The 22289-nt window shown below is 53.6% G+C and carries 31 protein-coding genes; 13 read left to right on the top strand and 18 right to left on the bottom strand.

Annotated features, from left to right (window positions below; all coding sequences use genetic code 11):
* Positions 1–5 precede the first annotated feature (5 nt).
* The 4 genes from SYNC_RS07465 to SYNC_RS07450 are packed head-to-tail and all read right to left on the bottom strand — an operon-like array spanning position 6 to position 2016.
* A complete protein-coding gene (locus tag SYNC_RS07465) occupies positions 6–440 on the bottom strand; it encodes a 23S rRNA (pseudouridine(1915)-N(3))-methyltransferase RlmH (protein WP_041426569.1) in 435 nt (144 codons plus the stop codon).
* A gap of 33 nt (positions 441–473) precedes the next feature.
* A complete protein-coding gene (locus tag SYNC_RS07460) occupies positions 474–899 on the bottom strand; it encodes a hypothetical protein (RefSeq protein WP_011619521.1) in 426 nt (141 codons plus the stop codon).
* Positions 896–1375 carry a pentapeptide repeat-containing protein gene (locus tag SYNC_RS07455; protein ID WP_041426568.1) on the bottom strand — a complete coding sequence of 160 codons (480 nt, stop codon included), beginning with the start codon at positions 1373–1375 and terminating at the stop codon, positions 896–898. The genes SYNC_RS07460 and SYNC_RS07455 overlap by 4 nt, the downstream gene beginning before the upstream one ends.
* A 26-nt stretch (positions 1376–1401) precedes the next feature.
* Positions 1402–2016, bottom strand: coding sequence for an AAA family ATPase (locus SYNC_RS07450; protein ID WP_041426567.1), 615 nt, complete (start codon positions 2014–2016; stop codon positions 1402–1404).
* 67 nt (positions 2017–2083) lie between these two features.
* Here SYNC_RS07450 and SYNC_RS07445 point away from each other — a divergent pair, with 67 nt between their 5' ends.
* Complete coding sequence (locus tag SYNC_RS07445; RefSeq protein ID WP_011619518.1) at positions 2084–2518, top strand: YraN family protein; 435 nt, start codon at positions 2084–2086, stop codon at positions 2516–2518.
* Here the strand turns inward: SYNC_RS07445 and SYNC_RS07440 are convergent.
* Complete coding sequence (locus SYNC_RS07440; RefSeq protein WP_041427013.1) at positions 2507–3118, bottom strand: uridine kinase; 612 nt, start codon at positions 3116–3118, stop codon at positions 2507–2509. The genes SYNC_RS07445 and SYNC_RS07440 overlap by 12 nt on opposite strands.
* A 62-nt stretch (positions 3119–3180) precedes the next feature.
* Between SYNC_RS07440 and rsmA the strand changes: the two genes are divergently transcribed.
* The 8 genes from rsmA (at position 3181) to SYNC_RS07400 (ending at position 9680) form a co-directional block, all read left to right on the top strand.
* Positions 3181–4014 (top strand): 16S rRNA (adenine(1518)-N(6)/adenine(1519)-N(6))-dimethyltransferase RsmA, encoded by an 834-nt coding sequence (rsmA, locus tag SYNC_RS07435; RefSeq protein ID WP_011619516.1) that lies wholly within the window; start codon positions 3181–3183, stop codon positions 4012–4014.
* A 4-nt stretch (positions 4015–4018) separates the two neighbouring features.
* Positions 4019–4951 carry a 4-(cytidine 5'-diphospho)-2-C-methyl-D-erythritol kinase gene (ispE, locus tag SYNC_RS07430; protein ID WP_011619515.1) on the top strand — a complete coding sequence of 311 codons (933 nt, stop codon included), beginning with the start codon at positions 4019–4021 and terminating at the stop codon, positions 4949–4951.
* Positions 4948–5265 (top strand): DUF3082 domain-containing protein, encoded by a 318-nt coding sequence (locus SYNC_RS07425; protein WP_011619514.1) that lies wholly within the window; start codon positions 4948–4950, stop codon positions 5263–5265. The genes ispE and SYNC_RS07425 overlap by 4 nt, the downstream gene beginning before the upstream one ends.
* A 200-nt stretch (positions 5266–5465) precedes the next feature.
* Positions 5466–6449 (top strand): pyruvate dehydrogenase complex E1 component subunit beta, encoded by a 984-nt coding sequence (locus SYNC_RS07420; RefSeq protein WP_011619512.1) that lies wholly within the window; start codon positions 5466–5468, stop codon positions 6447–6449.
* Between the two features lie 3 nt (positions 6450–6452).
* Positions 6453–7937, top strand: coding sequence for a protein translocase subunit SecD (gene secD / locus SYNC_RS07415; RefSeq protein WP_011619511.1), 1485 nt, complete (start codon positions 6453–6455; stop codon positions 7935–7937).
* A 3-nt stretch (positions 7938–7940) separates the two neighbouring features.
* Complete coding sequence (secF, locus tag SYNC_RS07410; protein WP_011619510.1) at positions 7941–8942, top strand: protein translocase subunit SecF; 1002 nt, start codon at positions 7941–7943, stop codon at positions 8940–8942.
* Entirely contained in the window at positions 8935–9165 is a 231-nt protein-coding gene (locus SYNC_RS07405; RefSeq protein WP_049750340.1) for a hypothetical protein, read from the top strand. Before secF ends, SYNC_RS07405 begins: the two co-directional genes overlap by 8 nt.
* 32 nt (positions 9166–9197) lie before the next feature.
* Complete coding sequence (locus SYNC_RS07400; RefSeq protein WP_041427011.1) at positions 9198–9680, top strand: flavin reductase family protein; 483 nt, start codon at positions 9198–9200, stop codon at positions 9678–9680.
* Here SYNC_RS07400 and SYNC_RS07395 read toward each other — a convergent pair.
* Genes SYNC_RS07395 through mnmH form a run of 4 tightly spaced genes read right to left on the bottom strand, consistent with a single transcriptional unit; the run spans position 9612 to position 13223 of the window.
* Complete coding sequence (locus tag SYNC_RS07395; protein ID WP_011619507.1) at positions 9612–10679, bottom strand: AI-2E family transporter; 1068 nt, start codon at positions 10677–10679, stop codon at positions 9612–9614. The two genes, SYNC_RS07400 and SYNC_RS07395, sit on opposite strands and share 69 nt — an antisense overlap.
* The gene (locus tag SYNC_RS07390; RefSeq protein ID WP_011619506.1) at positions 10676–11755 is read right to left on the bottom strand and encodes an AI-2E family transporter; all 1080 of its coding nucleotides are present in this window, start codon (positions 11753–11755) and stop codon (positions 10676–10678) included. The genes SYNC_RS07395 and SYNC_RS07390 overlap by 4 nt, the downstream gene beginning before the upstream one ends.
* The gene (gene psb28, locus SYNC_RS07385) at positions 11752–12138 is read right to left on the bottom strand and encodes a photosystem II reaction center protein Psb28 (RefSeq protein WP_011619505.1); all 387 of its coding nucleotides are present in this window, start codon (positions 12136–12138) and stop codon (positions 11752–11754) included. The genes SYNC_RS07390 and psb28 overlap by 4 nt, the downstream gene beginning before the upstream one ends.
* A gap of 29 nt (positions 12139–12167) precedes the next feature.
* Complete coding sequence (mnmH, locus tag SYNC_RS07380) at positions 12168–13223, bottom strand: tRNA 2-selenouridine(34) synthase MnmH (protein WP_011619504.1); 1056 nt, start codon at positions 13221–13223, stop codon at positions 12168–12170.
* Between the two features lie 40 nt (positions 13224–13263).
* On the opposite strand from mnmH, the gene SYNC_RS07375 reads away from it, so the two are divergent.
* On the top strand, positions 13264–13977 hold the full coding sequence (locus SYNC_RS07375) for a GUN4 domain-containing protein (protein WP_011619503.1): 714 nt from the start codon (positions 13264–13266) through the stop codon (positions 13975–13977).
* Positions 13978–14040: 63 nt separating this feature from the next.
* Entirely contained in the window at positions 14041–14547 is a 507-nt protein-coding gene (locus SYNC_RS07370; RefSeq protein WP_011619502.1) for an ATP-binding protein, read from the top strand.
* Here SYNC_RS07370 and SYNC_RS07365 read toward each other — a convergent pair.
* On the bottom strand, positions 14507–14761 hold the full coding sequence (locus SYNC_RS07365) for a DUF6439 family protein (RefSeq protein WP_011619501.1): 255 nt from the start codon (positions 14759–14761) through the stop codon (positions 14507–14509). The two genes, SYNC_RS07370 and SYNC_RS07365, sit on opposite strands and share 41 nt — an antisense overlap.
* Positions 14762–14834: 73 nt before the next feature.
* On the opposite strand from SYNC_RS07365, the gene SYNC_RS07360 reads away from it, so the two are divergent.
* A complete protein-coding gene (locus SYNC_RS07360; protein WP_148201876.1) occupies positions 14835–15101 on the top strand; it encodes a hypothetical protein in 267 nt (88 codons plus the stop codon).
* Positions 15102–15122: 21 nt separating this feature from the next.
* Here SYNC_RS07360 and SYNC_RS07355 read toward each other — a convergent pair whose 3' ends face one another.
* Both SYNC_RS07355 and SYNC_RS07350 read right to left on the bottom strand, forming a co-directional pair.
* Positions 15123–15437 (bottom strand): hypothetical protein, encoded by a 315-nt coding sequence (locus SYNC_RS07355; protein ID WP_011619499.1) that lies wholly within the window; start codon positions 15435–15437, stop codon positions 15123–15125.
* A gap of 75 nt (positions 15438–15512) precedes the next feature.
* A complete protein-coding gene (locus SYNC_RS07350; RefSeq protein WP_011619498.1) occupies positions 15513–16568 on the bottom strand; it encodes a class I SAM-dependent methyltransferase in 1056 nt (351 codons plus the stop codon).
* Between the two features lie 151 nt (positions 16569–16719).
* On the opposite strand from SYNC_RS07350, the gene SYNC_RS07345 reads away from it, so the two are divergent.
* On the top strand, positions 16720–16986 hold the full coding sequence (locus tag SYNC_RS07345) for a hypothetical protein (protein ID WP_041426566.1): 267 nt from the start codon (positions 16720–16722) through the stop codon (positions 16984–16986).
* Between the two features lie 410 nt (positions 16987–17396).
* On the opposite strand, the gene SYNC_RS07340 is transcribed toward SYNC_RS07345, so the two are convergent.
* The 6 genes from SYNC_RS07340 to glnA form a co-directional block, all read right to left on the bottom strand.
* Positions 17397–17594, bottom strand: a complete 198-nt coding sequence (locus tag SYNC_RS07340) for a Nif11-like leader peptide family RiPP precursor (RefSeq protein WP_011619496.1) — start codon at positions 17592–17594, stop codon at positions 17397–17399.
* Between the two features lie 203 nt (positions 17595–17797).
* Positions 17798–17974, bottom strand: a complete 177-nt coding sequence (locus SYNC_RS14695) for a hypothetical protein (protein ID WP_167897205.1) — start codon at positions 17972–17974, stop codon at positions 17798–17800.
* A gap of 130 nt (positions 17975–18104) precedes the next feature.
* Entirely contained in the window at positions 18105–18497 is a 393-nt protein-coding gene (locus tag SYNC_RS07330; RefSeq protein ID WP_041426565.1) for a hypothetical protein, read from the bottom strand.
* 197 nt (positions 18498–18694) lie between these two features.
* Entirely contained in the window at positions 18695–20290 is a 1596-nt protein-coding gene (locus SYNC_RS07325; RefSeq protein WP_011619493.1) for an urea transporter, read from the bottom strand.
* Positions 20280–20705, bottom strand: a complete 426-nt coding sequence (locus SYNC_RS07320) for an arginase family protein (protein WP_041426564.1) — start codon at positions 20703–20705, stop codon at positions 20280–20282. The genes SYNC_RS07325 and SYNC_RS07320 overlap by 11 nt, the downstream gene beginning before the upstream one ends.
* Positions 20706–20832: 127 nt before the next feature.
* Positions 20833–22254 (bottom strand): type I glutamate--ammonia ligase, encoded by a 1422-nt coding sequence (glnA, locus tag SYNC_RS07315; RefSeq protein WP_011619491.1) that lies wholly within the window; start codon positions 22252–22254, stop codon positions 20833–20835.
* Between the last annotated feature and the right edge of the window lie 35 nt (positions 22255–22289).

Below are 22289 nucleotides of genomic sequence, written 5' to 3'. Positions count from 1 at the left end.
CTTGCTTAGGCACGGTGATAAGGACTTCCTTGCAAAATGGCTTGGGCTCGGAACAATTGCTCGATCAAGAGAAGTCTTGCAAGCTCATGGGGGAATGTCATCGGTGAGAGGCTGAGCTTCCAATGGGCTAAGGCTTTCAGTTCTGCTGTTAATCCATCAGCACCACCAATCACGAACGCAAGCCGCTGCGATCCAAGGCTGCGGAGCCGCTCAGAAAAGTTGATCGACGTCAGCGTTTCACCCTGTTCCATCAACATCACAGGCCATTCATCCCTTCGCAGTGTCTGGCGAATCGATTCGGCTTCTTTTTCGGGATTGCTATCCCGTAATTCAACGATCGTGAGTCCAGGAAGGCGTTTGCGATAGAGCTCAATTCCGTCCTGAACCCAGGATTTGCGAACTTTGCCGATGGCGATAATGCGGCAGCGAGACGGATTCATCCCTGGGAATCCCAACGCATGCAGTCCTCAAGCTCAGTCTTCGTCATCTTCTAAAAGAAGCTGGCTAAAGGCCACATACAGCGACTCTTCTTCGCTCCCAGCTGCCACATTCGGACGGGAGGGACGGGTGGTTTTTCCCTGGCCGCCACGAAGCGGTTGTCTGGAAAGGGTCTGAGAAGACGACGGAATCTGGGCCTTTGCTTTCGCCTTGTTCTGAGTCGCAAGGTGACGCTCAGCATCCTTGAGCCGCGCCATCAAATGCTCAGGAACAGTGCCATCACTGCTCGCTTTCATCAGTTCCTGAAACAGGCGTTCCGGATTGTCTTCGGTTTCAATACGGTGGCGCTTTTCGGTCGCCTTCACTGGGCGATCAGGGTTTTGTTGGGGAGGCGCGATCGGCTCAGGCAACGAGCGGCCCAACTCCTTAAGACGCTCCAAGCTACGGGGATCAAAGCTCATGAGCAGCCCAGGGTCTCGCGAGTGTCTCGACCGGTGACAGGGTTCACCCCTTCAGCGTTGGCACACAGAACCTTGAGCGCGTCCGTTCGCAAAGGCACGTTGGTGAAATCAGCGCCTTCTACGGTGACGTTGATGAAGCGTGTGTTGAAAGCAAACGCATCCTCAAGCACTGCATTGGTGAGGTTGGTGCCGTCAAAGACCGCAGAATCAAGGGTGGCATCACGAAGGTTGCTGTTGCTTAGATTGGCGTCTTGAAGTTTGGCCCCATAAAGGCTTGCACCCTGCAGATCACTCCCTGAAAGATCGGCCTCTCGAAGATTGGTGAGGTTGAACGTCACACCTTGCATTTCCCGGTTTGAAAAATCGGCTCCAATCAACACCTGCTTGGCATAATCCATCGCGGCAAATGCCGGTTGCATCGGCAAAGCCAGCGTGACCCAAAGAACCATCAGCGGAGCCAATAAGCGCAATCGCATCGGGAGTGAGGTATCTGTTGTTCAGCCTAGGACTTTTGAATCCGTTTGTTCTTTTCGCATTGAATTGCCTGTTCCAAGCTGTTCAAGCGATCGTCTCTGGCACCCCAAAGCTCAATCAAGACTGGTGGGTTGTTAATTGGCATCACTGAGAACCGTTGCTCTCTGTAAATTTGTTTAAAAATGGCATCCACTTGATCGCGATAAGGAATGTCAATCGGGCGAATCCCATCATTTTCCATCGCAACTGGCCACTTACTTGTAATCGGTAAAAAGATTAGTAGATCAAGTTTCTGGAGAGAGTCCCTGACTCTTGCTGCTAGTGATTCGACAAATTCATTGTCAATGTCAGTGGTTCCATGATTGGCGGTATATTGTGAATAAGCGATGTAATCAACTGGGCAGCGATCGAAAATAACGCAATCACTATCTTTCTGATAGTTCATTAGTCTGCTTATATTGTAGTACATCTGAATCCCGTTATGTAGTCTCGTGCTTTCTTGGCGAAAGCGAATGTCATAGCCCTCTTCATGCAACGCTCGAAAAGGTTCTTCTTCGCGAATGTAGTGATCATGACGCTTGATCCAGTCGTGCACGAATGTGCTTTTCCCTTGTGAATGAGTGCCGCTAATCGCGATTCGCATACAACGATTCAATCTTTAAGGTTTATAGCCATTAAATTTCGCTTTTGAACCCTGCTCATCAGGGGGAATGGTTGAGATCAAGTTGTTACGCCATCCCTTGTTGTCTAACTCTCAAGCGCTAGGAGCTCAGGCAGAGCTCTATGTCAAAGAGGTTTTGCTGCGCCATGGATGGCGCTTGTTGGAACACAACTGGAGCTGTCGGTATGGAGAGATTGATCTGCTCTTCACGAAACAGTCCTTTCCAGCGAGTCGAATCCTGGTGGTTGAGGTGAAGGCTCGTCACCGTTCAGGGTTGGATGGTTGGGGTGTTGCTGCGTTTCATCAAGCCAAGCGAAGGTGTTTGGCCCGCACTGTCGAATGTTGGCGAGCAGCCAACGCTTGGAGTGAGGCCAGCTGTTTCGAAGTTGTGTTGGCGCTCGTGGTCCTTCCAGTGCACAGGCATGGCTTGCGCTGGATCCCTATCGACGTGCTTGATGGCATTAGTCGGAGATCACACGGCTGATTCAGTGAGCAGGGCTTGGATGAATGCAAGAGCAGCCTTTTGTCCCCGGCGTGGGTTGGTAATCACAAGCTTCGAGAACGATCGCAGTGGGTGGATAAAGGTTCGTTCACCCGGAATCATGTGCATCAGCATGTGTTGGATGATCTGCATTGGGTTTCGTCCGCGCTCTTGTTGATCCCGTCGGAGTCGTCGAATCATGCGCAGCACTAAGGGGGCTTCGAGATAGAACAACTCCGTGATCGAGCCGTCGTCTAGCAGGTCTTGTGGTCCATAGGCACCTTCAAGCAAGACAAGCTGATAGCGCTGATTGAGGGATTTGCGACCGACGTCACGCGTGTGCATGTCGTAGGTACGCAAGCTGCTTGCTGTGTAATGCGTGATCTGATCCAGCTCAGCTCGCAACGCATCGATCTCAATGGCTTCCGCCGTGTCAAATCCGAAGCGTGGGTGAGGTTGTCCATGCTGTTTGTAGTAGTCGTCGCAGCAGATCACGAGCACTTCAATCTCGATCGCGCTCAGTGCTTCTGCCAGTGCCAGGGTGAACCTGGTTTTCCCAACTGCGGAGGGGCCAGTGATGCAAACCACAGGAACCTTTGCCATCACGCTTTTGCCCCAGTCGTTCATTCCTGCATAGGGCACAGTGAATCAACGCTGTGAATGTCATGACCTTTTCAGGGCACACGGCCCGCAAGCGTTTCGGACAGCACTGGCTGATCAATGAGCGAGTGCTGGATCGAATCGTTGAGGCCGCCGAACTTCAGGACGGGGATCGAGTCTTGGAGGTGGGTCCCGGTCGTGGGGCTCTGACAGAACGACTCCTGGCCTCAGCGGCAGCGGCCATCCATGCGGTGGAGCTTGACCGTGACCTCGTCGCTGGGCTTCAGCAGACCTTTGCAAGCCATCCAAAGTTTTCCCTGCAGGAGGGAGACGTGCTGTCCGTTCCGTTGGAACTGTCCGGTGGGGTACCAGCTAACAAAGTTGTGGCCAATATCCCGTACAACATCACAGGACCCTTGCTGGATCGTTTGATTGGTCGTCTCGACCGTCCCGTCGACTTCTCCTATCAACGACTGGTTTTACTGGTACAGCATGAGGTTGCTCAACGCATTCGTGCTCGTCCTGGACACAGCAATTTCAGTGCCTTAAGTGTGCGCATGCAGTTGTTGGGACGGTGCAGCCATGTGTGTCCTGTGCCCCCGCGTTGCTTTCAACCACCCCCAAAGGTGCAGTCCGAGGTGATCTGCATCGATCCCTTTCCTCCTGAACGGCGTCCTACCGCTGCCCTGTCCCGTGGGGTGGAACGTTTGCTGAAGATGGCCTTCTTGAGTCGCCGCAAAATGCTGCGCAACACCCTGGCTCCTGTGGGCTCCACAGACCTCTTGCAATCCTTGGCAGAAGAGGCCGGCATCAGCCTTCAGCAACGACCTCAGGATGTGGCACCAGAAGCCTGGGTTGCCCTGGCGAAGGGTTTGAATCAGGTCGACTCTGTTGCTTGATCGGATGACCGCCACCGTTCGCGTCACCGCTCCCGCCAAAATCAATCTTCATCTTGAGGTGCTCGGTCAGCGCTCTGATGGATTTCACGAATTGGCGATGGTGATGCAAAGCATCGACCTCGCTGATCAGCTGGACTGTTCCAACAGAGCTGATGGATTGATTCAACTGAGCTGTGATCAGCCCGGTCTTAGTTGCGGCAATGACAACCTCGTGTTCCGTGCCGCCGCACTGCTTCGGCAGCGGTCTGGCTTTCATGAGCTTGGCGCTCAAATTCATCTGCGCAAACGCATTCCCATAGGAGCTGGGCTTGCTGGAGGTTCCAGTGATGGTGCTGCAGCTTTGCTGGCGCTAAATACGCTCTGGGGGCTCGGACACACCCATGACCATTTATGCGCCATGGCTGCTGAACTTGGCTCCGACATGCCGTTTTGTCTTGCCGGTGGGATTCAGCTCTGCTTCGGTCGAGGCGAATGTCTTGAATCAGTCCCGGCGGCTGAGCAGTCTTTAGGGGTGGTACTGGTGAAAAATCCCACCGTCAGCGTTTCGACGCCCTGGGCCTATGGCGAGTGTCGTCGTCTCAAGGGCGACCATTATTTGAGCGATGAAGTGGCTTTTGCACAACGGCGGCAGGATCTGCGTGCAGCGTCATGGTTGAACCCTCTGCGAGCCGCTGAGCCACCTCCACTTCGCAATGATTTGCAGGATGTTGTGGAACCTCAAACAGCTTCAGTGCAAATGGCCCTGCGCTTGCTCCAGGATCTTCCTGGTCAACTAAGAACAGCGATGAGTGGATCCGGCCCTAGCTGCTTCGCCCTGTTTCCTAATCGATTGGATGCTGATCAGGCTCTGGATGTAGCCCGTGACTCCTTCGCACAAGCCGGTTTTGACGCGTGGAGTTGTTCATTTGTGGGGCATGGCGCCAAGCTGATGCCATGAGCAGCAACGACATCCAGAAGCCAGAGGCGACTTCAGAACGCAAGAAGGGACCGATCAGTTTCCTTTCTGGTTCTCTTACAAGTTTGCTGATGAGCTGGCTCAGCTTCAGATTGAGCACAGGGATGGTGACTTATTTCGCTAACCGTCCATCCACATTTAGTTCTGCCACCGCTCAAAGCATTGCCTCTGCGCTGAAGACGTTGTTGATCGGCATGTGTTTCCTAGCCACTTTTAGTTGTGCCTTTGTTGGGATTGGCTTGTTCCTTGTGTTTCTTCGCAGTCTTTTCACAGGCAAAGAAGCTGATGCTGTCTAGCCTCAGATCTCTGTCCTGAACTGCCAGAGGCGGTTATTGGTGATGACTCCCCACGATCTTGGTCAGCTGATCTTGCTGCTCTCTCCGGGGTTACTTCTCTCCGTGCTCCTGCTCACGACGTTTGCTGCAGGGGGCTAATTATTTCGTTGCTGAGATAGCTTGGCCACTCACGCCGGCTTGGCCGGGATTGCAGCAACGCCGTGGCAGGGACTCTTCTCTTCAACGCACTTCGTGAGGCCATCGACGAGGAGATGGCCCGCGACCCCCACGTTTGCGTGATGGGTGAAGACGTCGGTCAATACGGCGGCTCATACAAGGTCACCAAGGATCTCTACGAGAAATACGGCGAGTTGCGTGTGCTCGACACGCCGATTGCTGAAAACAGTTTCACGGGCATGGCGGTTGGTGCAGCCATGACAGGCCTCAGGCCAATCGTGGAAGGCATGAACATGGGCTTCCTGCTTTTGGCGTTCAACCAGATCTCCAACAACATGGGGATGCTTCGTTACACCAGTGGCGGTAATTTCACGATCCCCACAGTGGTGCGTGGACCAGGAGGTGTGGGCCGTCAACTGGGAGCAGAACATAGTCAGCGCCTTGAGGCCTATTTCCATGCTGTTCCTGGCATCAAAATTGTGGCTTGCAGCACGCCTACCAATGCCAAGGGGCTGATGAAGGCTGCGATCCGCGACAACAACCCTGTGCTCTTTTTTGAGCATGTGTTGCTGTACAACCTCACAGAAGAATTACCGGATGGTGATTACACCTGCGCCCTTGATCAAGCCGATCTGGTGAAAGAAGGCAGTGACGTCACGATCCTCACTTATTCACGCATGCGGCACCATTGTTTGAAAGCTGTGGAGCAGTTGGAAGCGGATGGAATCAATGCTGAGTTGATCGATCTGATCAGTCTCAAGCCTTTCGATATGGAAACGATCGCCCGCTCGATCCGTAAGACCCATCGGGTGATCGTGGTTGAAGAATGCATGAAGACCGGCGGCATCGGCGCTGAGTTGATTGCGCTAATCACGGAGCATTGCTTCGATGATCTCGATGCCCGGCCCATTCGCTTGTCCAGCCAAGACATTCCCACGCCTTACAACGGCAATCTTGAAAATCTGACGATTATTCAGCCCCATCAAATCGTGGAAACGGCTCAGGCCATCGTGCGCAAGGGGCTCTGATTCATGGCCCGTCAACAGGGGTGGTTCGCCCTCATCCTCGCTCTGGCCATCGCAGCTGGATCCGTTCTCACAAGCTTCCCTCTTCAATTGGGGCTCGATCTCCGCGGAGGTAGCCAGCTCACGCTTGAAGTGCAGCCATCGGGTGAGATCACCAAAGTGAAAGCCGAGCAGCTGGAAGCCGTGAAAGCCGTGCTTGATCGTCGCGTGAATGGTTTAGGTGTCGCCGAATCAACCCTCCAGACCGTGGGTGATAACCAACTGGTTTTGCAGCTTCCAGGCGTCACCGATCCATCTAGGGCAGCTCGCGTATTGGGCAGCACAGCGTTGTTGGAGTTTCGGGCACAGAAGCCTGGTTCAGAACAGGAATTACGCGGATTAATTCAACTCAGAGCCCAGCTGAGAAGCGTGCTGGCACTAAACGCGAGCAAGGATGCCTCAGATCCAGTCGATCAAGAGGATGGCCCCACCCGTGAGCAGTTAGCCAAGGCTCAAAAAGAGTTGGGCCTTGAAGGAACTGCTGATTCTGAGCAAGAGCAGTTGGAACAGCTACTCGCTCGTGCCAACGAAGAAATTGTGGATCGGTTCGAGCCGGCGGCACTTACCGGTAAGGATCTTGTGACAGCAGGTCGCCAACAGCAGCAAAACGGCAGCAGCTGGGAAGTGACACTCACCTTCAACCGAGAGGGGGGTGACAAATTTGCAGAGCTCACCCGTTCGATCGCAGGCACAGGGCGTCTACTCGGCATCGTGTTGGATGGCCGGCCCATCAGCGAAGCTGGCGTGGGTGAGCAATTCAAAGCCGCTGGTATTACCGGTGGTTCCGCTGTGATCACAGGTAATTTCAGCGCTGAGGAAGCCCGGGACCTCGAGGTGCAGCTGCGTGGTGGCTCCTTGCCCCTTCCCGTGGAAATTCTTGAGGTGCGCACGATTGGCCCCAGCCTGGGAGCTGAAAATGTGCGTCGCAGCCTGATTGCTGCACTTGCAGGCTTGGTGTTGGTCGCCATTTTCATGCTGCTCGTCTATCGACTTGCAGGAGCGGTGGCTGTGCTGGCCCTCAGCCTTTATGCCTTGTTCAACATGGCCGCTTACGCGCTGATACCGGTCACCCTCACCCTGCCGGGAACGGCCGGGTTCATCCTCAGTATTGGTATGGCCGTGGATGCCAATGTGTTGATCTTTGAGCGCATCAAAGACGAATTGCGTCGAGGCAACACCTTGATCCGCTCAATCGAAACTGGGTTCTCTCAAGCCTTTTCCTCGATCGTTGATGGTCACATCACCACGCTGATTAGTTGTGCTGCGTTGTTCTTCCTCGGAACGGGTTTGGTGAAAGGTTTTGCTGCAACGCTAGGAATTGGTGTTCTGCTCAGCCTGTTCACGGCACTGACCTGCACGCGCACGCTCTTGCGTTTCTTGATGAGTTATCAATCTCTGCGCCGTCCAACCAATTTTCTGCCCGCAGGGCAGCTGCCTTCCTCCGCTGCTTGAGCCATGGCTGTGTCCTCCCCAACTGGTCAAGAACGCCCCTTGCGTTTTCCCCTGAGCCGCCAACGGCGAAAGGTTTGGTTGATCTCCGTGCTCGTGCTGTTGTTCAGCGCGCTTGGTTTGGTGCTGAGCTGGACGAATCCTCAGATTCGCTCCCCCTTAAAGCCTGGACTTGATTTCACAGGTGGAACCCAAATCCAGCTCGAGCGTTTGTGCACAGACAATTGCCAAGACGTCAGGGCCATCGACATCCAGGAGAAGCTGGCCAGCCTCACCTTGCCTGCTGAAGGTCGCGATCAAGACGCCGAGACCCTGCCGAACCTTGCTACGGCTCGGGTTCAGTTGCTCGATCGAGGCGAATCGGTGGTGTTGCGTATGCCGGCCCTAACCGCCTCACAGGGGCAGGCTGTCATCGAGGCTGTTGAGCCCATCGCTGGCCCCTTTGAAGTGGGTGGCCAATCTGTTGACACGATTGGGCCCAGTCTTGGCGGCCAGTTGCTGCGCAGCAGCTTGATCTCGTTGCTGGTGGCGTTTGCCGGCATCGCTCTCTACATCAGCATTCGCTACGACGGTCGTTATGCCGTTTTGGCACTTGTGGCCTTAGTTCATGACGTCTTGATCGTTTGTGGATTCTTCGCCTGGCTTGGACTGATCAGCGGTTTGGAAGTCGACAGTTTGTTTGCTGTTTCACTCCTCACCATCGCCGGCTATTCGGTGAATGACACCGTGGTGGTGTTTGATCGCATTCGCGAACGTCAACGAGAAGATGGTGACTTACCTCTGGATGCGCAGGTAGACCGTGCCGTTTCCGCCACTCTCACCCGCACCCTTTACACCAGTGGCACCACCTTGCTCCCCCTCTTGGGTCTGATTTTGTTTGGCGGATCCACCTTGTTTTGGTTTGCAGTGGCGCTTGCGATTGGCGTGATTGTGGGCAGTTGGTCGAGTATTGCTCTGGCCCCTTCCCTCCTCAGTATCTGGCCCAGACAACGTACGGCGGGTGCGTGATTTGACCATTACATCCAGCTCCCCAGCCCAACGCTGGGTCCCCCTGTTGTTGGGCATATTGGCTCTCTTGGATTTACGCGTGGAGCTTCGGCTTCTGCTCGATCACATCACTCTGACCAGTTTGATGTTTGCGATTCGGCACCATCTCCTGGCGGTTGTGGTCATCGTTCTCCTTCCCTCTATCTGGCGTCACTACGGACCTGTGCGTCGGTCTGAGCTCTGACTCCTAAGTTGGATGACCGCCTCGAATGCACGATGTCGCTCGATCTCGACGCCAAGAAAACCCTGCTTAGAAAAATCCCCCATGGCTTGTTCATCTGTGGTGTCGCAGAAGGGGATCAGGTCAATGGGTTCACTGCTAGTTGGGTGACGCAGGGATCGTTCGATCCACCCCTGGTGGTCATGGCTGTTCGTGCTGATAGCACCAGCAACGGCATGATCCAACGCACGCGTCGCTTTTCTCTCAACGTGTTGGCAGCCGATCAGAAGGATTTAGCTGCTGTGTTTTTCAAACCCCAGCAGGCGGTTGGCGGACGCTTTGAGGCCGCTCCTTTCACAACAGGCGAGCTGGGTTTACCGATTCTCAAGGACGCCCTCGGTGCCGTGGAGTGCGAGCTCGTAGGTGAACTTGCCCATGGCGATCACACCGTGTTTCTTGGGCAGGTGAAATCAGCGGTTCTCCACCGTGACGCTGCTGCCCTCGAGCTCAGCAGCACGGGATGGCAATACGGGGGATAACTCCCAGCGATCCATGATCTGCTTGATCACCACTTGCTGCATGATCACCTGAAGCACCACCACTAGAGGTAAAGCGAGTAAAACGCCTGGCAGCCCGAGTAGGGCTCCCAGGCTTAATTGAGCGGTTAACGCCACAGTTGGCAATAAATTCACTGTCCGACTGAGCAACACAGGCGTCAGGACAAAAGCTTCGAGGTTCTGCAGTGCAAACCGCAAGACCAACACCTGCAACATCAGGTTTGGGGAGATTAAAAGTGCAATCCCCATCGGCAAAAGCGTTGCTGCTGAAGGTCCAATCGTGGGAACAAAGGTGAGCAAGCCACACACCAAGCCGCTGAGCAAGGCCAATGGCACACCGAGGATGGCGAGCCCTGTCCAGGTGAGAACAAACACTGCAGTTGCTGAAATGGTCATGCCGGCAAGCCATCCGCCAAGAGCGTCTCGGCAGCGATCCAGCAGTTGCGTGACTTGAGCCCGTGCAGGACGAGGACTCACGGCGATCAGCATTTGCCGATGAGATTTGGGATCCAGTGCGAGCAGGATCGCTAACAGACTCATCAAAAGAACTTGAATCAAGCCATTTGCAGCACCACCTGCATAACCAAGCAGCTGCGCACCAACGGGCTGAATTCTCGTCCAGCTGAGCGATTCAGATGGACTGATGTTGAGGTCTGACAGGCTTGGTTGGCTTGCGATGATCGACCTGATCTTGTCGATCAGATTGGGCAAAAGAGCGGTGAGTTGTTCGAATTGTCCCAGCAGTTCTGGGAGGAGGAGTTGAACCACCAAGGTTCCGCCCAGGAACAGAATCACAAGAACGAGCAATAGGGCAACGGGCCGCTGGAGCCTGAAGCGTTCCATCAACTTCAGGATCGGAACATCGAGTGTCACGGCCAACACAACGGCTCCAAACAGAATCAGCAGCACCCAGCGCAGCTGCCACAACAACAGTGTGAGCAGGATGGATGTGAGCGCAATCAGCAGGGTGCGAGCGTTCATGAGGACAATTTCTGCCGCTTCCAGGGGTCAAGAAGATCGTGAACGACGACTTCGCGAATAAGAACCTGCAACACAACTGCTAAGGGCAGGGCGAGCAACAGACCAAGCGGACCGAAAAGAACAGTGAACACCAATTGAGCGGCAAGGGTGAGCCCTGGCAGCAAATTGACCTGGCGCTGCATCACGGAAGGCGTGATCACATAGCTCTCCAGGTTCTGAATGAATATGTAGAGCCCCAAGACAGCTAAGGCTTTCCAAGGGGCGTCGAGCAGAGCGACGGACATCGGAAAGACCGTGCTGAGGGTTGGCCCCACATTCGGAATCACGTTGAGTAAGCCAGCCAGCAAGGCATTGGCCATTACCAGCTTCACTCCCATCAGTGAGAGTCCGATTCCAGCCAAAACAGCAACGCAAACGGAACTGATCAATACGCCGATCATCCAGTTGCTGAGGGCTTCCCCGCACATGTTGAGGATTACGCGGGCCCGCCTTCGATAGAAGGACGGCAACATCTGAATGCCAACATTTTTGTAGGCATGGGGTTGGACTGCCACCATCAAAGTGACGGCAAAGACGATAAGAAGCTGAAGCAGACCACTGCCAACATTGCCTGCCAATCCAAGAAGTCCCAACAAGCCTCCGGTCAAGCTGGAGGCAATCGCAGGTCCGCCTGAGCTGTTGGCCAAGCCTTTAGGGAAGAGCAGCTGGCTCCAATTACTGGAACTCTCACTTCCGTACACCATGGAGCTAACCGACGAGAAAAACTGCAAAAGCAGGTCTTTCAGGGCTTTGGCAGCCGATGGCAGCTGAAGAATAAGTTGTTGAAATTGGCTCGTGAAAGGCGGCACGATCACGGTTAAACCAATGGAAACCATCACCACGAGACCCGCAATGCAGACCAGCAGTGCCAAGGGTCTGGGAAGGTTCCAGCGCTGACGAAGCGCTCCTACGAGTGTGCACAGCGCCATTGCCAAAACAATGGCCGCAAACAAGTGGATCAGGACTTCACGCAAACTCCAGAACAACAGTCCTGTTGCCAGTAAGGCGCAAAGTCCAAGCCAGTGTTGAAGCTTCACCCGTTCGAGCTGTCACTCGCAGGAGCTTCTCCTGAATCCTGGGAATAACCAAGACCTGAGGAATCGGCATACCTCTGAGCGAAGCGCATGAAGCGCTCAAAATCCTGTTCGCTTTTCCAGGTGTACGTGGCCTCCAAGGCGCTTGCTTTGCCGTTCACGAACTTGCCATTCACCTCACGGGTGACGAGCATGCCCTCTTCGTCAAGCATGAACATGCCTGTGATGGCTTCCATGACTTCAGGCGCAAGTGCCTCGGGTTGTTCAAACACGAAGATGGCCTGTCCAGTTCGTCCATCACGACTGCGAGTCACGCGGATGTCTGGAACGACGGGTTCATCCACACCACGAAGGAACTGGATCACTGCCTTGCTTCCGTCTGCCATGAATGCTGATTCAGTACCTAAGCGGGATCTTAGGGGGCATCGATCGGTGCAACGCGACCGGAGTTCAGCAGTTCTATCGCCGCATCCTGTGGAGTGCGGCCACTGAGATCAAGATGGGATGTTTCTTTGGCTTGTTTGAGCTCGTGGTCGTAACAGCGGTCGTAATAGTCGAGCATCGCTCTGCAAGCATCCCGCCAGCGCTGATCTCTGATCGCCTCTAAGGCAGTTTGCGTCCTTTGAGGACCCAGCCTGCGCTGGATGCGTTCCGTGGCTTGTTGCAGCTGATCGGGGTCTTGGCAGGCATACACCTCCACGAGCTGATCAATCCGCTCCTCGAGACTGCGGCGAATTTCGAGCACCGGTGCCTTTTGCATCTGCAGGAACAGTGCTTTCGGGATGCGGCAGCAGCCCACCGAGGAGCTCTCGGCTTCCAGCCAAATTTGTGTGGCTTGTCGTTGCCGATAGTCATCTAAGGCTTCAGCTAATCCATTTTCGTAATGCTCTGTGCTGGGCTGACGGGGTTGACCAAGACCCCCAAAGCTGCTTCCACGGTGATGAGCCAACCCCTCCAAATCCACCACAGCCACATTTAAGGCTTGCAAGGCGATCAGTAGATCTGTTTTTCCCGTGCCCGTCCGTCCGCCAAGAAGCTGGACGGGCCAACGGCGTTCAAATTGCTCGAGCACCCAGCGGCGATACACCTTGTATCCGCCTTCGAGTACGAGGGTGGGATGGTCCTTGAGAGCCGCAAGCCAGGCCATGCTGTTGGAGCGCATCCCTCCTCGCCAGCAATACAACCGAAGCGGCTGGTCGGGCCCTCCAGCTGCCTTTGTCAGCGCTTTGGAAAGATCGACAAGGGCTGGGCCGGTGAAGCTCAGGCCCAGCTCTATGGCTTGCTTCCGGCCCTTTTGCTTGTAGGCGCGTCCCACGATGGCTCTCTGTTCATCGTTGAAAAGTGGGATGTTGATTGCGCCAGGCCAATGACCCTGAGCAAATTCTGATGGAGTTCGTACATCAACCAGCGTTCCGCTCGCTGCCCGAAACAGATCGATACCGCTCACGTTTGTGGATCCCATCCCTGACATAGTGGGTCAACGCCGTGCCAGTTAGAGGCGGTAGTCCGTCATGCTTTCTGGTCTTTCTTCTTCTTCCGATCTCAGCGTCGACCAGCTCCTCGAGAAATTCTCCAGTGGCTCATCACGACAAAAACGCTCCTTGATCCCAGCAGTCGAGAAAGCGGCTGATCAGCTGGCTGCCATGGGTGAGGCTGCTCTTTCCTCCTTTGATCGTGAAGGAGACGAGTGGGCTGCGGGTTGGATTTTGCAGACCCTTCATCGTCATCAACCTTCGGCTCTGAGCTCTCTGTTCGATGCTTCACGGGGATGGTTTACCACCGGTTCGGAATCCGATCTGGATTACTCCCCTCTTCAGCAGGCTCTTCTTGAAGAACGCTTTGAAGAAGCTGATCGCCTCACGAGTGCCTTCCTTCGCAAGCTGGCCGGTGAGCAGGCCGAACGGCGCGGGTATGTCTACTTCAGTGAAGTGTTGTCGATGAGAGGGCTTGATCTCGTCACGCTCGATCGTCTCTGGATCGCTTACTCCCAAGGCCGGTTTGGGTTCACAGTGCAGGCTCGCTTGCTGGCCACTCTCAATGGTCGTTACGACAAGCTTTGGCCTCGGATTGGCTGGAAACAGGAAGGTGTGTGGACGCGTTATCCCAATGCTTTTGATTGGTCATTGAAGGCTCCAGAGGGCCATATGCCACTGATCAACCAGCTTCGAGGCGTTCGATTGATCGATGCCTTGCTCAACCATCCGTCTCTGGTTGCTCGTCAATGAGTTAATGCCCTATGGCATGGATCAGCTCAAGGGGTATGGTCAAAACAGAATGCTTCGGTCCTGATGTCATCACGGCTTGGATCGACTTCAGGGTCGTTCAGTTTCAATCTCACCCCTTCGTTCCAACGAACGCGATGGGCTGACTTCATTCTTCCTTCCACTCTGCAACTCTCTCCGTTGTTGGAGCTGCTACTCGACCCCGTGGATTGTGTGGAAACAACCGGTCGGCTTCAACTCGGTCTTCAGGAAGCTCTCGTGAATGCTGTTCGTCATGGGAACTCTGGAGATCCCAACAAGTGTTTGCGTGTGCGGCGCATCCTCACCCCTCAATGGATGATTTGGCAGATCCAGGATGAAGGTGAAGGAGTCCCTACCCATGCACGTCTTGGGGAGCTGCCTGATTGCATCGAAGCCAATCAAGGCCGTGGACTGTTTTTGATTTATCAGTGTTTTGATGATGTGCGTTGGAGTCGACGCGGGAATCGCGTCCAGCTGGCAAGCCGCCGGCCCGATGCTCGAGTGGCGTCCCTTAACGGTGCGGACAGCCAGGATCTTTCAGTTCCCGTCTAATCCAGCGGAGCGCTTGCTCGGTGAGCTCTTCAACATCGTGGCGCTCTCCCCCCTGGATGAGTTGCGATAAGGCCGCAGCCATCAGTTCAGCGCTACGACGGTCGGCATCGGTTTTTAAACGATGCCAGTCACGGTCGCCAAGACTTAAGCAACGATGGAGTTCTTTGGCGAGTTCAGGGGCGGGTTCTGGCCAGCGTGATTCAGTCGTTGGCATTGTCTTCTGATGGTCGGTTGCCTTTATCCTGATGCTTCACGTCTGACGCTGTGACGTGCGCAGTGAACGCTCCATGGCATCAGCTTCCCGTCGTAAACAGCCGCGTCCGTTACATGCCTTGGGCACTCTGATTCACGTTCAGCCAAGGCGTTGGGAAGGAAACGAAGTTCGCTCCAGACGACGATTGCAACGTCGAAACCTTCTTCAACAACTTGTTGAAGGCCAAGATGAATTTAAGTGGCTCTTTAAACCAAAATCGGCTCAAATCTTTTGGCGTTCTCTTCGTTGGGGAGGCCCTGGTGTTTTGATTGGATTTGTATTGGCGAAACTATCAGCGTGAAGCAATGACAAATTGTTGGATTTAACTAACAAGGGTTTTGTGTTGCACAACTACAAGGGATTCAGGTGCTGAAGTAGGTGTTTCAGCAAAACAGGGCAGTTCATTGGAATGAGCTGGCACTGCCTGACCTTTCAACCAAGCTTGATGCAAGGCGTGGCGCCGCGTATCTTCCTCGAGAACGAGTCGATCGGCGGCATCCTGAGGTGTTTCGCCATGCAAAAGAGCTGTACGGATACAGATTCCAAAACCATGTGCCTCCACCTGCACTTTCCCTTCCATTAAGACCAACTGAAATGTCCAGCCTTGAAGCCAACGGACATAAAAAGGGTTGATCATCAAAGCCCTCGGCAAGGGTTCCTGCACCTTATGGGGCGCTGGTCGACATCAATGCACGTATGTCAGGGAATCACTTCAAGGCTTGTTGGCAGTCCAAACTCTCACCATGAAATGGGATTCGGCTGAAATCCCTGTGAAGCCAGCTTCGCTCAGGCGTGATTCGATGTCATCTGAAATGAAATCTCTGTAAAAAGGCTCATGAAAGATCTTTCGGAAGTTATCCATCGGCACGCTGTACTGCGGTGAATCTTTGAGTTGGATGGAGTCGGCAAGAACAAGAACTCCACCAGGCTCAAGCACTCGGTAGGCATCATTGAGAACAGCCTGGCGAGCCTCAGCAGGAAGCTCATGCATTAGGAAAACGCATGTCACAGCCTGCATGCTTTCATCACCAAAAGGCATGGATTCACCATTGCCTCGTAGCAGCTGCACGAGGCTGTCGCGTCCCTTATTCAGCCAACGATTGGCCTGACGCAAATAGGATTCGGAAAGGTCAAGACCAAACAGTGAGGCTTTCGGTAGAGCAGCTCGGATTTGATGGAGCGTCCGACCGGTTCCTGTGGCGACGTCAAGGATGCGAAGACTGGCTTCGGGACGATCGCTAAATCGTTTCAAACCCCGTTTTAGAGGAGCAATCAGCCTGCGGCGCATCGAGTCGGCAGCACCGTTGAAGAGAATGTCGACCTGTAAGTCGTAAAGCTCAGCAGAGTGATCGCTGAGATAACCATCCGTTTGATGATGGAAGTTCTGTAAGTAATAATCTGGATACAGCTCTTTGTCGTGCGTGTCAGGGATGTCCTGGACGTTTCGAGACCTTCGCCTGGCCCAATTTGAGGGAAGGTCAAGCCAAACGCGTGGGTAACGCTCAGCCCACTCCAGCCAGGGAATATCAAACAGCAGAGATGAGGGATAGAGCCCTTGCTCTGATTCCTGCCAATCGATGTCCTGCAAAGCGCTTAATGAGCGCCGGAGTTCGCCCAGTAATTCGTCAGGAACAGGTTCTGTGTTGGGGACAACGTCGGGTGCCAACAGCTCCATGGCTTTGGTGCTCAGCTCCTTATGGGCCAGTCCTGCCAGGCTCCTGCCCTGCTGGATGGTGCGGTAAGCGATTTCAGTCAGGCTCGAAGCCATTGGGCTGTGGTCCCATCAACCTGACCATTTCAATGGATAAGTCCATGCAACCGGGGCTGTAAATCGGGCCAAATGGGCAAGAATTGTGAAGCTGGCGCAAATTCCGTATCAACCGATACAGAATGTTTGCATCGAAACGAGGCCTCATCCCATGACAGTCGTTCTTCGTTCTCTTCCGATTGACTACAGCGGCAATGTGCTGGAACGTCGCCAAAAGTCAGCTGCTGAGTTTCTTGCCTGGGCCGACCATCACGCCCATGAGCAAAGACTGAGCGAATCCAGCCATATTCAGCTCGAGGGACATCCAGACCTTCTTGATTCCAACAACGCTCTGGCTCAACAGCGCGTTTGGGCGGATCGCCATGCTCACGAAAGGCATCTACACGACAGCGCCATGGCCCATCTGCGCCATGGCTGAGTCCATAGGATAAATGCCTGCTCCTGTGTGTTGTCGTGGACGTGCGAAAAACATCAGTTGATCGTCTTCGCAGCGAATCAATGCTGAACACCAGGAACAGGCATTGACCGAGCCAATTCATTCCATGAGGTTTGGATGATGGCTCGTTAGTTGAGAGAATGCCACTTAAAGCAGCGATTCAATTACGCATTTCGCTGAATTTGTTGTTTGAAAAAACAACTTGGTGAATGCTGTTCAACTGCTGCTCAATTCTTTTTTTTCTATCAAAGATGCAGTCTCCTGAAAAAGGGACTTTGTGTCCTCATAGAACCTCTAAAAGAATTAATTGCTTTTAACTCACGCAATTAATGATTGATCAAGATGGAGCTGAGCAGGCCTGAAGGAGGCGATTGGGTTGAAGGCATTGGCTTTCAATCTCCACCTTCTAATTCTGCTTCTTGAAACTCCCACATCAGCATCCGTAAAGCGTTATCTGGCTTGAGCTGAAATCCGTTCTCGGCTGCAATAGCAGCGACCGCTTCGACGTCTGCGGCAGCTTTGAGCTGGCCTTGAAGAATGGCGTTGGATTGGACCTTTTCTATGAAGGCGTTTAATTGCTCTTCTGACATCGGTTCATTGCTTATCCGTTAGTAGGTATAGCACTAGGTATTGGGACATTATGTTCATGCCAGCGGGCGTGAATGGATCGGCTTCAAGGCGGAGGAATGTTTAAAGCTTGACTGGATCTCAAAATTTCAGGGGCCTTTGTTGAGCCTGCTAGTCAGCCTGCAAGGTGCATGCCTTTCAAGCCGAAGCAACCGAGCGAATGAAGTCAGCGTGTGGAGAGCTCTTCAATCGAAAACTCACCCCGCAAGGCCCTTGCATCTTGAATTCTTTGTTGGCTCACCAGGTGTCTCAAGCGCTCGTCAAGCCATTTCCGTAGGCGAGGGGTGAACAGCTGAGATGAGGGTGCATCAGATGGTTGGTAGTCGCCAAATGGAATCGTCATCAGATTCGCCAGGTGGTTCACATTAACGAGAAGCAAACAAGCCAGTGGTGAGGTTTGTTTAAGTCAGATAAGAATAATGATGATCTATTGGGATCATTCTATGCGGCGGATTGTGCATTGTTTGAGCTTTTCAATTGAATGATGACCAACATCCTTTGTCGTGCTTGTGAACCTTCTCCCCAATGCTGATTTTGTAGATGTCGGAACTGTCGAGACGGCATTTTTCCTCTTTATTGGCAATGGGAGCAGCTGCTTCTGTTTTCTCAAATCCCTCTTTACAGTATTTTTGGGCTATTGAATATGCCCAGTCTTTGAAGGCTACTTCGTTCGAAGTCTCTGCAGAACTTGAAGAATTAGTACATATCGTTTCTGCTGAAGCCCCGTTGCGAATATCAGATTGGATGGATTCGGCCCATTTTTTTTCATTGACGCCTTGCCATTGTGCTTGTGCGGATGGAGGAGCCCAGCAGAGTGCTGTGAACAAGAACAGTGAAGTAGCGGAGATTGGGACCAGGGGTTTCATTGGCTGTTGAATGGAGGATGTCCTTATAGACTTTGCTATTGTTTTATTGGATTCACAATAACCCAAGTCAAGTTGATGTCTGAGACTATCTAAACAGCAAGCGAACTATTTATTGGTGGACGTTCTCATTTAAAATTCAGTTAATGACTAGGTTGCTATAGGGATTTTTGTTGATTCGTTTTTATCCTCACCATTGCTTAGCTCAACAACAAGCGATCCACGAAATTGTGCCAGCTAAGACTTTGCTGCTGGTTTGGGAACACCAACGCTTGTTCCCCGGCGGTGAGCGGCGGTTGGCCGATGCTTTGCAGGAGTCGCGTTAATTCCTCTTGATCGAGACGATCGTTGCCATTGGCATCGACGGGCATTAAGTACAGCAGCAACCGCTCCTCTCCCTCTCGGAGTCGTTGCAAGCGTTGGATGAACTGGCTGAATTCAGCGGAGTCGATATGGCCATCACCATTGAGATCCATTGATCTCATCGTTGCCAACACTTGATTGTTCAGGGATGACGTTCGTCGCAGATGGGTTTTATGGTTCACACCGCCTGACAGCAGCGCATTGCGAAGCTCGTCAAGGCTGAGATGGCCATCACGATTTTGGTCGAGCTGATCGAAAAGATGTTGGATCTGGCTGTTCAGATCGGTTTGAGGCTGTTCCCCCTCAGCGTTGGGGGCCATGCCGTCCACCCTCTGTTTCAAGTTGCGGCGGAAGCTTCCTAACAGTTCACTCGCCACGAGAAACCGTTTGCGGTGTTCCTCAGGGGTGACGACTGCATGCACGGCAACAGGAATCAGTGCCGGCAGTGTTCTTCCAGCCAGACGCTGCATCATCCAAGTTGTGAGCACGAAGCTCAGAGTGAGAACTGGAAGGTTGCCCATCAACCTCCCCTGTAGCGCCTGTAGCAGGCTTGCAAGCCCGGCTCCCATGAGAGCTAAGACAAGGGTTCTGCGTCCGGGCACGTGGAAGATCCCACCGAGGGCGATCGCAACCAAAACGCCGTTGTAACCCCATAAACCTTGTGCCACAGCAGCGGTGTCGGTACCGCTTGCTAAGGCGGTCATCATCCCCATCAGGGCACCACACGCTCCCAGCGCGGCGGCGATGGGGCTAGCGATAGCAACCGCCAGGAGTATGAGCCATCCGCTGACAAGATCGGAGCAGAGAAAGACTTGTCCGAAGCTGTGGGGAAGTCCGACAGCCAACACCTGAACTGCAGTAGGGGAAGCAGCCGCTTTCACCGTCTCGATTGTGTCTGGTATGCGAGGGCTGACCAATGCCACAAGTCCCCAGGTGATGAGACAGAACGGCAGGGTGAGCGCCGGCGGGTCTCCGCGGCGATGAAAGCGGCGACGCCAAAGTTCGAGAATCAGCGTTGTGAGTCCGCCTCCGAACGCCACCAACACCGCGATCAGCCCAGCATCTTCCACTGAGCTGGAGTCTGATAAAACTGCCGCGGCACATCCCACAAGTGCACCGTTGAAGCCGTGGATTCCCTGATCGCGCAGGCTTTGGCCAAGATTCAGCAGCTTGGAAACGGAGTTTGCTGCAGCCATTCCCAAGGCAGCCAAAAGAGCCATCCAAGGCGATTGGATCAGAAAGGCCAGCAGCAGCAGCGCACCACTGAGTGGATGGTTGATAAAGATCACTTGGGAAAAGCTGCGTAGCCCGCTTCCCCAGGAGCCTGTCGGGAAATGCTGTTCAGCAAACAATCCTTTTCGTTCTACCGGTGGTGGCGGCGGAGGCAGTAGAGCTTGCAGCAGCTCATAACTAGAGGGTGCATCAGCTTGCATGGGATGAAGATGTCGAGCTGAACCGTTCCCCGAGAACCTCCAGCCCAGCCTGGAAGATGCCCAAAGACAGCTCGGCAATGGTAGTTAGCTCATCACGGTAGGGATTGATTTCACAAATTTCCCAGCAACAAACGCGTGGATCTGAGAGAAGCCTGAATAGCAGGAGAATGGCCTCATTTGCCCAGAGACCTCCTCGCCTCTGAAAAGTTGTCCCCATGCATGTTCCCCGAGGAGTCGTGAAGGGGGCATGATTATCAGCGTGGGAATCATTCCAGATCACCCCAAGCCGCGACTGAGGATGGGCAGGGCGGATTCCTGCAATTGTTGAGGCAGCAGTGGAGTGGTCTGCCGCAATGACGAGTGGGAATCTCTGCTGCTGAACAGTTGTGCACAACAAATTCGCTGCGTCGTGCATCACGCCAGCGATGGTTTCGCGGCAGATCTAACTTGTGTCACCCGTCTTTTCCCATAAAAAATGATCCCCATGACGGGGATCATTTGGGGGCCTGATTAAGGCCTGAGTGCTGTCAGGCCGCTTTTGATCAAGCGTCGTAGTACATGGTGAATTCGTGGGGATGGGGTCGCTGACGCAACTGCTGCACCTCTTCGTACTTGAGGTTGATCCAGTTGTCGATGAAGTCTTTCGTGAACACTCCGCCTTCCATTAAGTAGTGGTGATCAGCATTCAAAGCTTCCAAAGCTCCGTTCAGTGATGCTGGAACGGTGGCTATGTCCTTGAGCTGATCGGCTGGCAGCTCGAAGAGGTCACCATCGAAGCCATCGCCAGGATCAATTTGGTTTTTGATGCCATCGATCCCAGCCATCATCATGGCGGCAAAGGCCAAATAGGGATTCGCTAAAGCATCACCGGAACGGAATTCCAAGCGCTTGGCTTTTGGACTGGGGCCGGTGAGGGGGATCCGAACTGCAGCAGATCGGTTGCCTTCGGAGTACACCAAATTCACAGGTGCTTCGAATCCAGGAACAAGTCGCTTGTAGCTGTTTGTGGTGGGGTTGGTGAAGGCTAGGAAGCTCGGCGCATGCTTCAAAATTCCGCCGATGTACCAGCGGGCTGTCTGAGACAAGTTGGCGTAGGTTCCTTCCCCGAAGAACAAGGGTTGATCGCCCTTCCAAAGGCTTTGGTGCACGTGCATGCCAGTGCCGTTGTCATTAAAGACAGGCTTCGGCATGAAAGTTGCTGTTTTGCCGTACTTTTTTGCAACGTTGCGAACAACGTATTTGTAGGTCATTACGTTGTCGGCAGCTTGAATGAGTTCGTCGAACTTCATTCCTAATTCGTGTTGGCCAGCACCAGCCACTTCATGGTGATGCTTCTCAATGGGGATCCCCAATTGGGCCATCATCAATAACATCTCGGAGCGAATATCTTGCGCTGTGTCGTTTGGTGCGACAGGGAAATAACCTTCCTTTAGCTGAATTTTGTAAGCAAGGTTTCCGCCTTCTTCCATCCTCCCGGAGTTCCACCCAGCCTCAATGGTGTCAACGCTGTAGAAACAGCCGCCTTCGCTCGAGTTGTAGCGAACGTCATCGAAGAGAAAAAATTCAGGCTCGGGACCAAAGAATGCTTTATCGGCCAGACCTGTATTGGAGAGATAAGCCAAAGCTTTCTGCGCCAACGCACGGGGGCAGCGCTCATAGGGGTCCCCTGTTCTTGGGTCCTGGATCGAGCAGATCAGGCTGAGGGTTTTATGGCGATAAAAAGGGTCGACCCAGGCTGTGGCGGGGTCTGGAACCATGGACATGTCAGACGCGTTGATCGCTTTCCAGCCGCGTATGGAGGATCCGTCAAAGGCCAAACCTTCCTTGAAGGCATCCTCATCGACCATGTCTGAACACACGGTGAGGTGTTGCCACTTGCCGTGCAGATCGCTGAATTTGAGGTCGATCAGCTCGATTCCTTCGTCCTTGATCTGGCGAAGTACGTCCTGAGCAGTTTTAGCCATGGTTGAGGCTTCAGCCGTAAGTATCTTTTCTAACC

This window comes from Synechococcus sp. CC9311, assembly GCF_000014585.1.
Taxonomy (GTDB): Bacteria; Cyanobacteriota; Cyanobacteriia; order PCC-6307; family Cyanobiaceae; genus Synechococcus_C.
Note: the sequence above shows the minus strand (reverse complement) of the source record. Positions and strands in the feature narration are given on the sequence as shown.

Bases quoted from the DNA above. Each gene is read 5' to 3' on its own strand.
- SYNC_RS07465 (WP_041426569.1), bottom strand. From the start codon at position 440: ATGAATCCGTCTCGCTGCCGCATTATCGCCATCGGCAAAGTTCGCAAA.
- SYNC_RS07460 (WP_011619521.1), bottom strand. From the start codon at position 899: ATGAGCTTTGATCCCCGTAGCTTGGAGCGTCTTAAGGAGTTGGGCCGC.
- SYNC_RS07455 (WP_041426568.1), bottom strand. From the start codon at position 1,375: ATGCGATTGCGCTTATTGGCTCCGCTGATGGTTCTTTGGGTCACGCTG.
- SYNC_RS07450 (WP_041426567.1), bottom strand. From the start codon at position 2,016: ATGCGAATCGCGATTAGCGGCACTCATTCACAAGGGAAAAGCACATTC.
- SYNC_RS07445 (WP_011619518.1), top strand. From the start codon at position 2,084: ATGGTTGAGATCAAGTTGTTACGCCATCCCTTGTTGTCTAACTCTCAA.
- SYNC_RS07440 (WP_041427013.1), bottom strand. From the start codon at position 3,118: ATGGCAAAGGTTCCTGTGGTTTGCATCACTGGCCCCTCCGCAGTTGGG.
- rsmA (WP_011619516.1), top strand. From the start codon at position 3,181: ATGACCTTTTCAGGGCACACGGCCCGCAAGCGTTTCGGACAGCACTGG.
- ispE (WP_011619515.1), top strand. From the start codon at position 4,019: ATGACCGCCACCGTTCGCGTCACCGCTCCCGCCAAAATCAATCTTCAT.
- SYNC_RS07425 (WP_011619514.1), top strand. From the start codon at position 4,948: ATGAGCAGCAACGACATCCAGAAGCCAGAGGCGACTTCAGAACGCAAG.
- secD (WP_011619511.1), top strand. From the start codon at position 6,453: ATGGCCCGTCAACAGGGGTGGTTCGCCCTCATCCTCGCTCTGGCCATC.
- secF (WP_011619510.1), top strand. From the start codon at position 7,941: ATGGCTGTGTCCTCCCCAACTGGTCAAGAACGCCCCTTGCGTTTTCCC.
- SYNC_RS07400 (WP_041427011.1), top strand. From the start codon at position 9,198: ATGTCGCTCGATCTCGACGCCAAGAAAACCCTGCTTAGAAAAATCCCC.
- SYNC_RS07395 (WP_011619507.1), bottom strand. From the start codon at position 10,679: ATGAACGCTCGCACCCTGCTGATTGCGCTCACATCCATCCTGCTCACA.
- psb28 (WP_011619505.1), bottom strand. From the start codon at position 12,138: ATGGCAGACGGAAGCAAGGCAGTGATCCAGTTCCTTCGTGGTGTGGAT.
- mnmH (WP_011619504.1), bottom strand. From the start codon at position 13,223: ATGTCAGGGATGGGATCCACAAACGTGAGCGGTATCGATCTGTTTCGG.
- SYNC_RS07375 (WP_011619503.1), top strand. From the start codon at position 13,264: ATGCTTTCTGGTCTTTCTTCTTCTTCCGATCTCAGCGTCGACCAGCTC.
- SYNC_RS07370 (WP_011619502.1), top strand. From the start codon at position 14,041: ATGTCATCACGGCTTGGATCGACTTCAGGGTCGTTCAGTTTCAATCTC.
- SYNC_RS07365 (WP_011619501.1), bottom strand. From the start codon at position 14,761: ATGCCAACGACTGAATCACGCTGGCCAGAACCCGCCCCTGAACTCGCC.
- SYNC_RS07360 (WP_148201876.1), top strand. From the start codon at position 14,835: ATGGCATCAGCTTCCCGTCGTAAACAGCCGCGTCCGTTACATGCCTTG.
- SYNC_RS07355 (WP_011619499.1), bottom strand. From the start codon at position 15,437: ATGATCAACCCTTTTTATGTCCGTTGGCTTCAAGGCTGGACATTTCAG.
- SYNC_RS07350 (WP_011619498.1), bottom strand. From the start codon at position 16,568: ATGGCTTCGAGCCTGACTGAAATCGCTTACCGCACCATCCAGCAGGGC.
- SYNC_RS07345 (WP_041426566.1), top strand. From the start codon at position 16,720: ATGACAGTCGTTCTTCGTTCTCTTCCGATTGACTACAGCGGCAATGTG.
- SYNC_RS07340 (WP_011619496.1), bottom strand. From the start codon at position 17,594: ATGTCAGAAGAGCAATTAAACGCCTTCATAGAAAAGGTCCAATCCAAC.
- SYNC_RS14695 (WP_167897205.1), bottom strand. From the start codon at position 17,974: ATGACGATTCCATTTGGCGACTACCAACCATCTGATGCACCCTCATCT.
- SYNC_RS07330 (WP_041426565.1), bottom strand. From the start codon at position 18,497: ATGAAACCCCTGGTCCCAATCTCCGCTACTTCACTGTTCTTGTTCACA.
- SYNC_RS07325 (WP_011619493.1), bottom strand. From the start codon at position 20,290: ATGCAAGCTGATGCACCCTCTAGTTATGAGCTGCTGCAAGCTCTACTG.
- SYNC_RS07320 (WP_041426564.1), bottom strand. From the start codon at position 20,705: ATGCACGACGCAGCGAATTTGTTGTGCACAACTGTTCAGCAGCAGAGA.
- glnA (WP_011619491.1), bottom strand. From the start codon at position 22,254: ATGGCTAAAACTGCTCAGGACGTACTTCGCCAGATCAAGGACGAAGGA.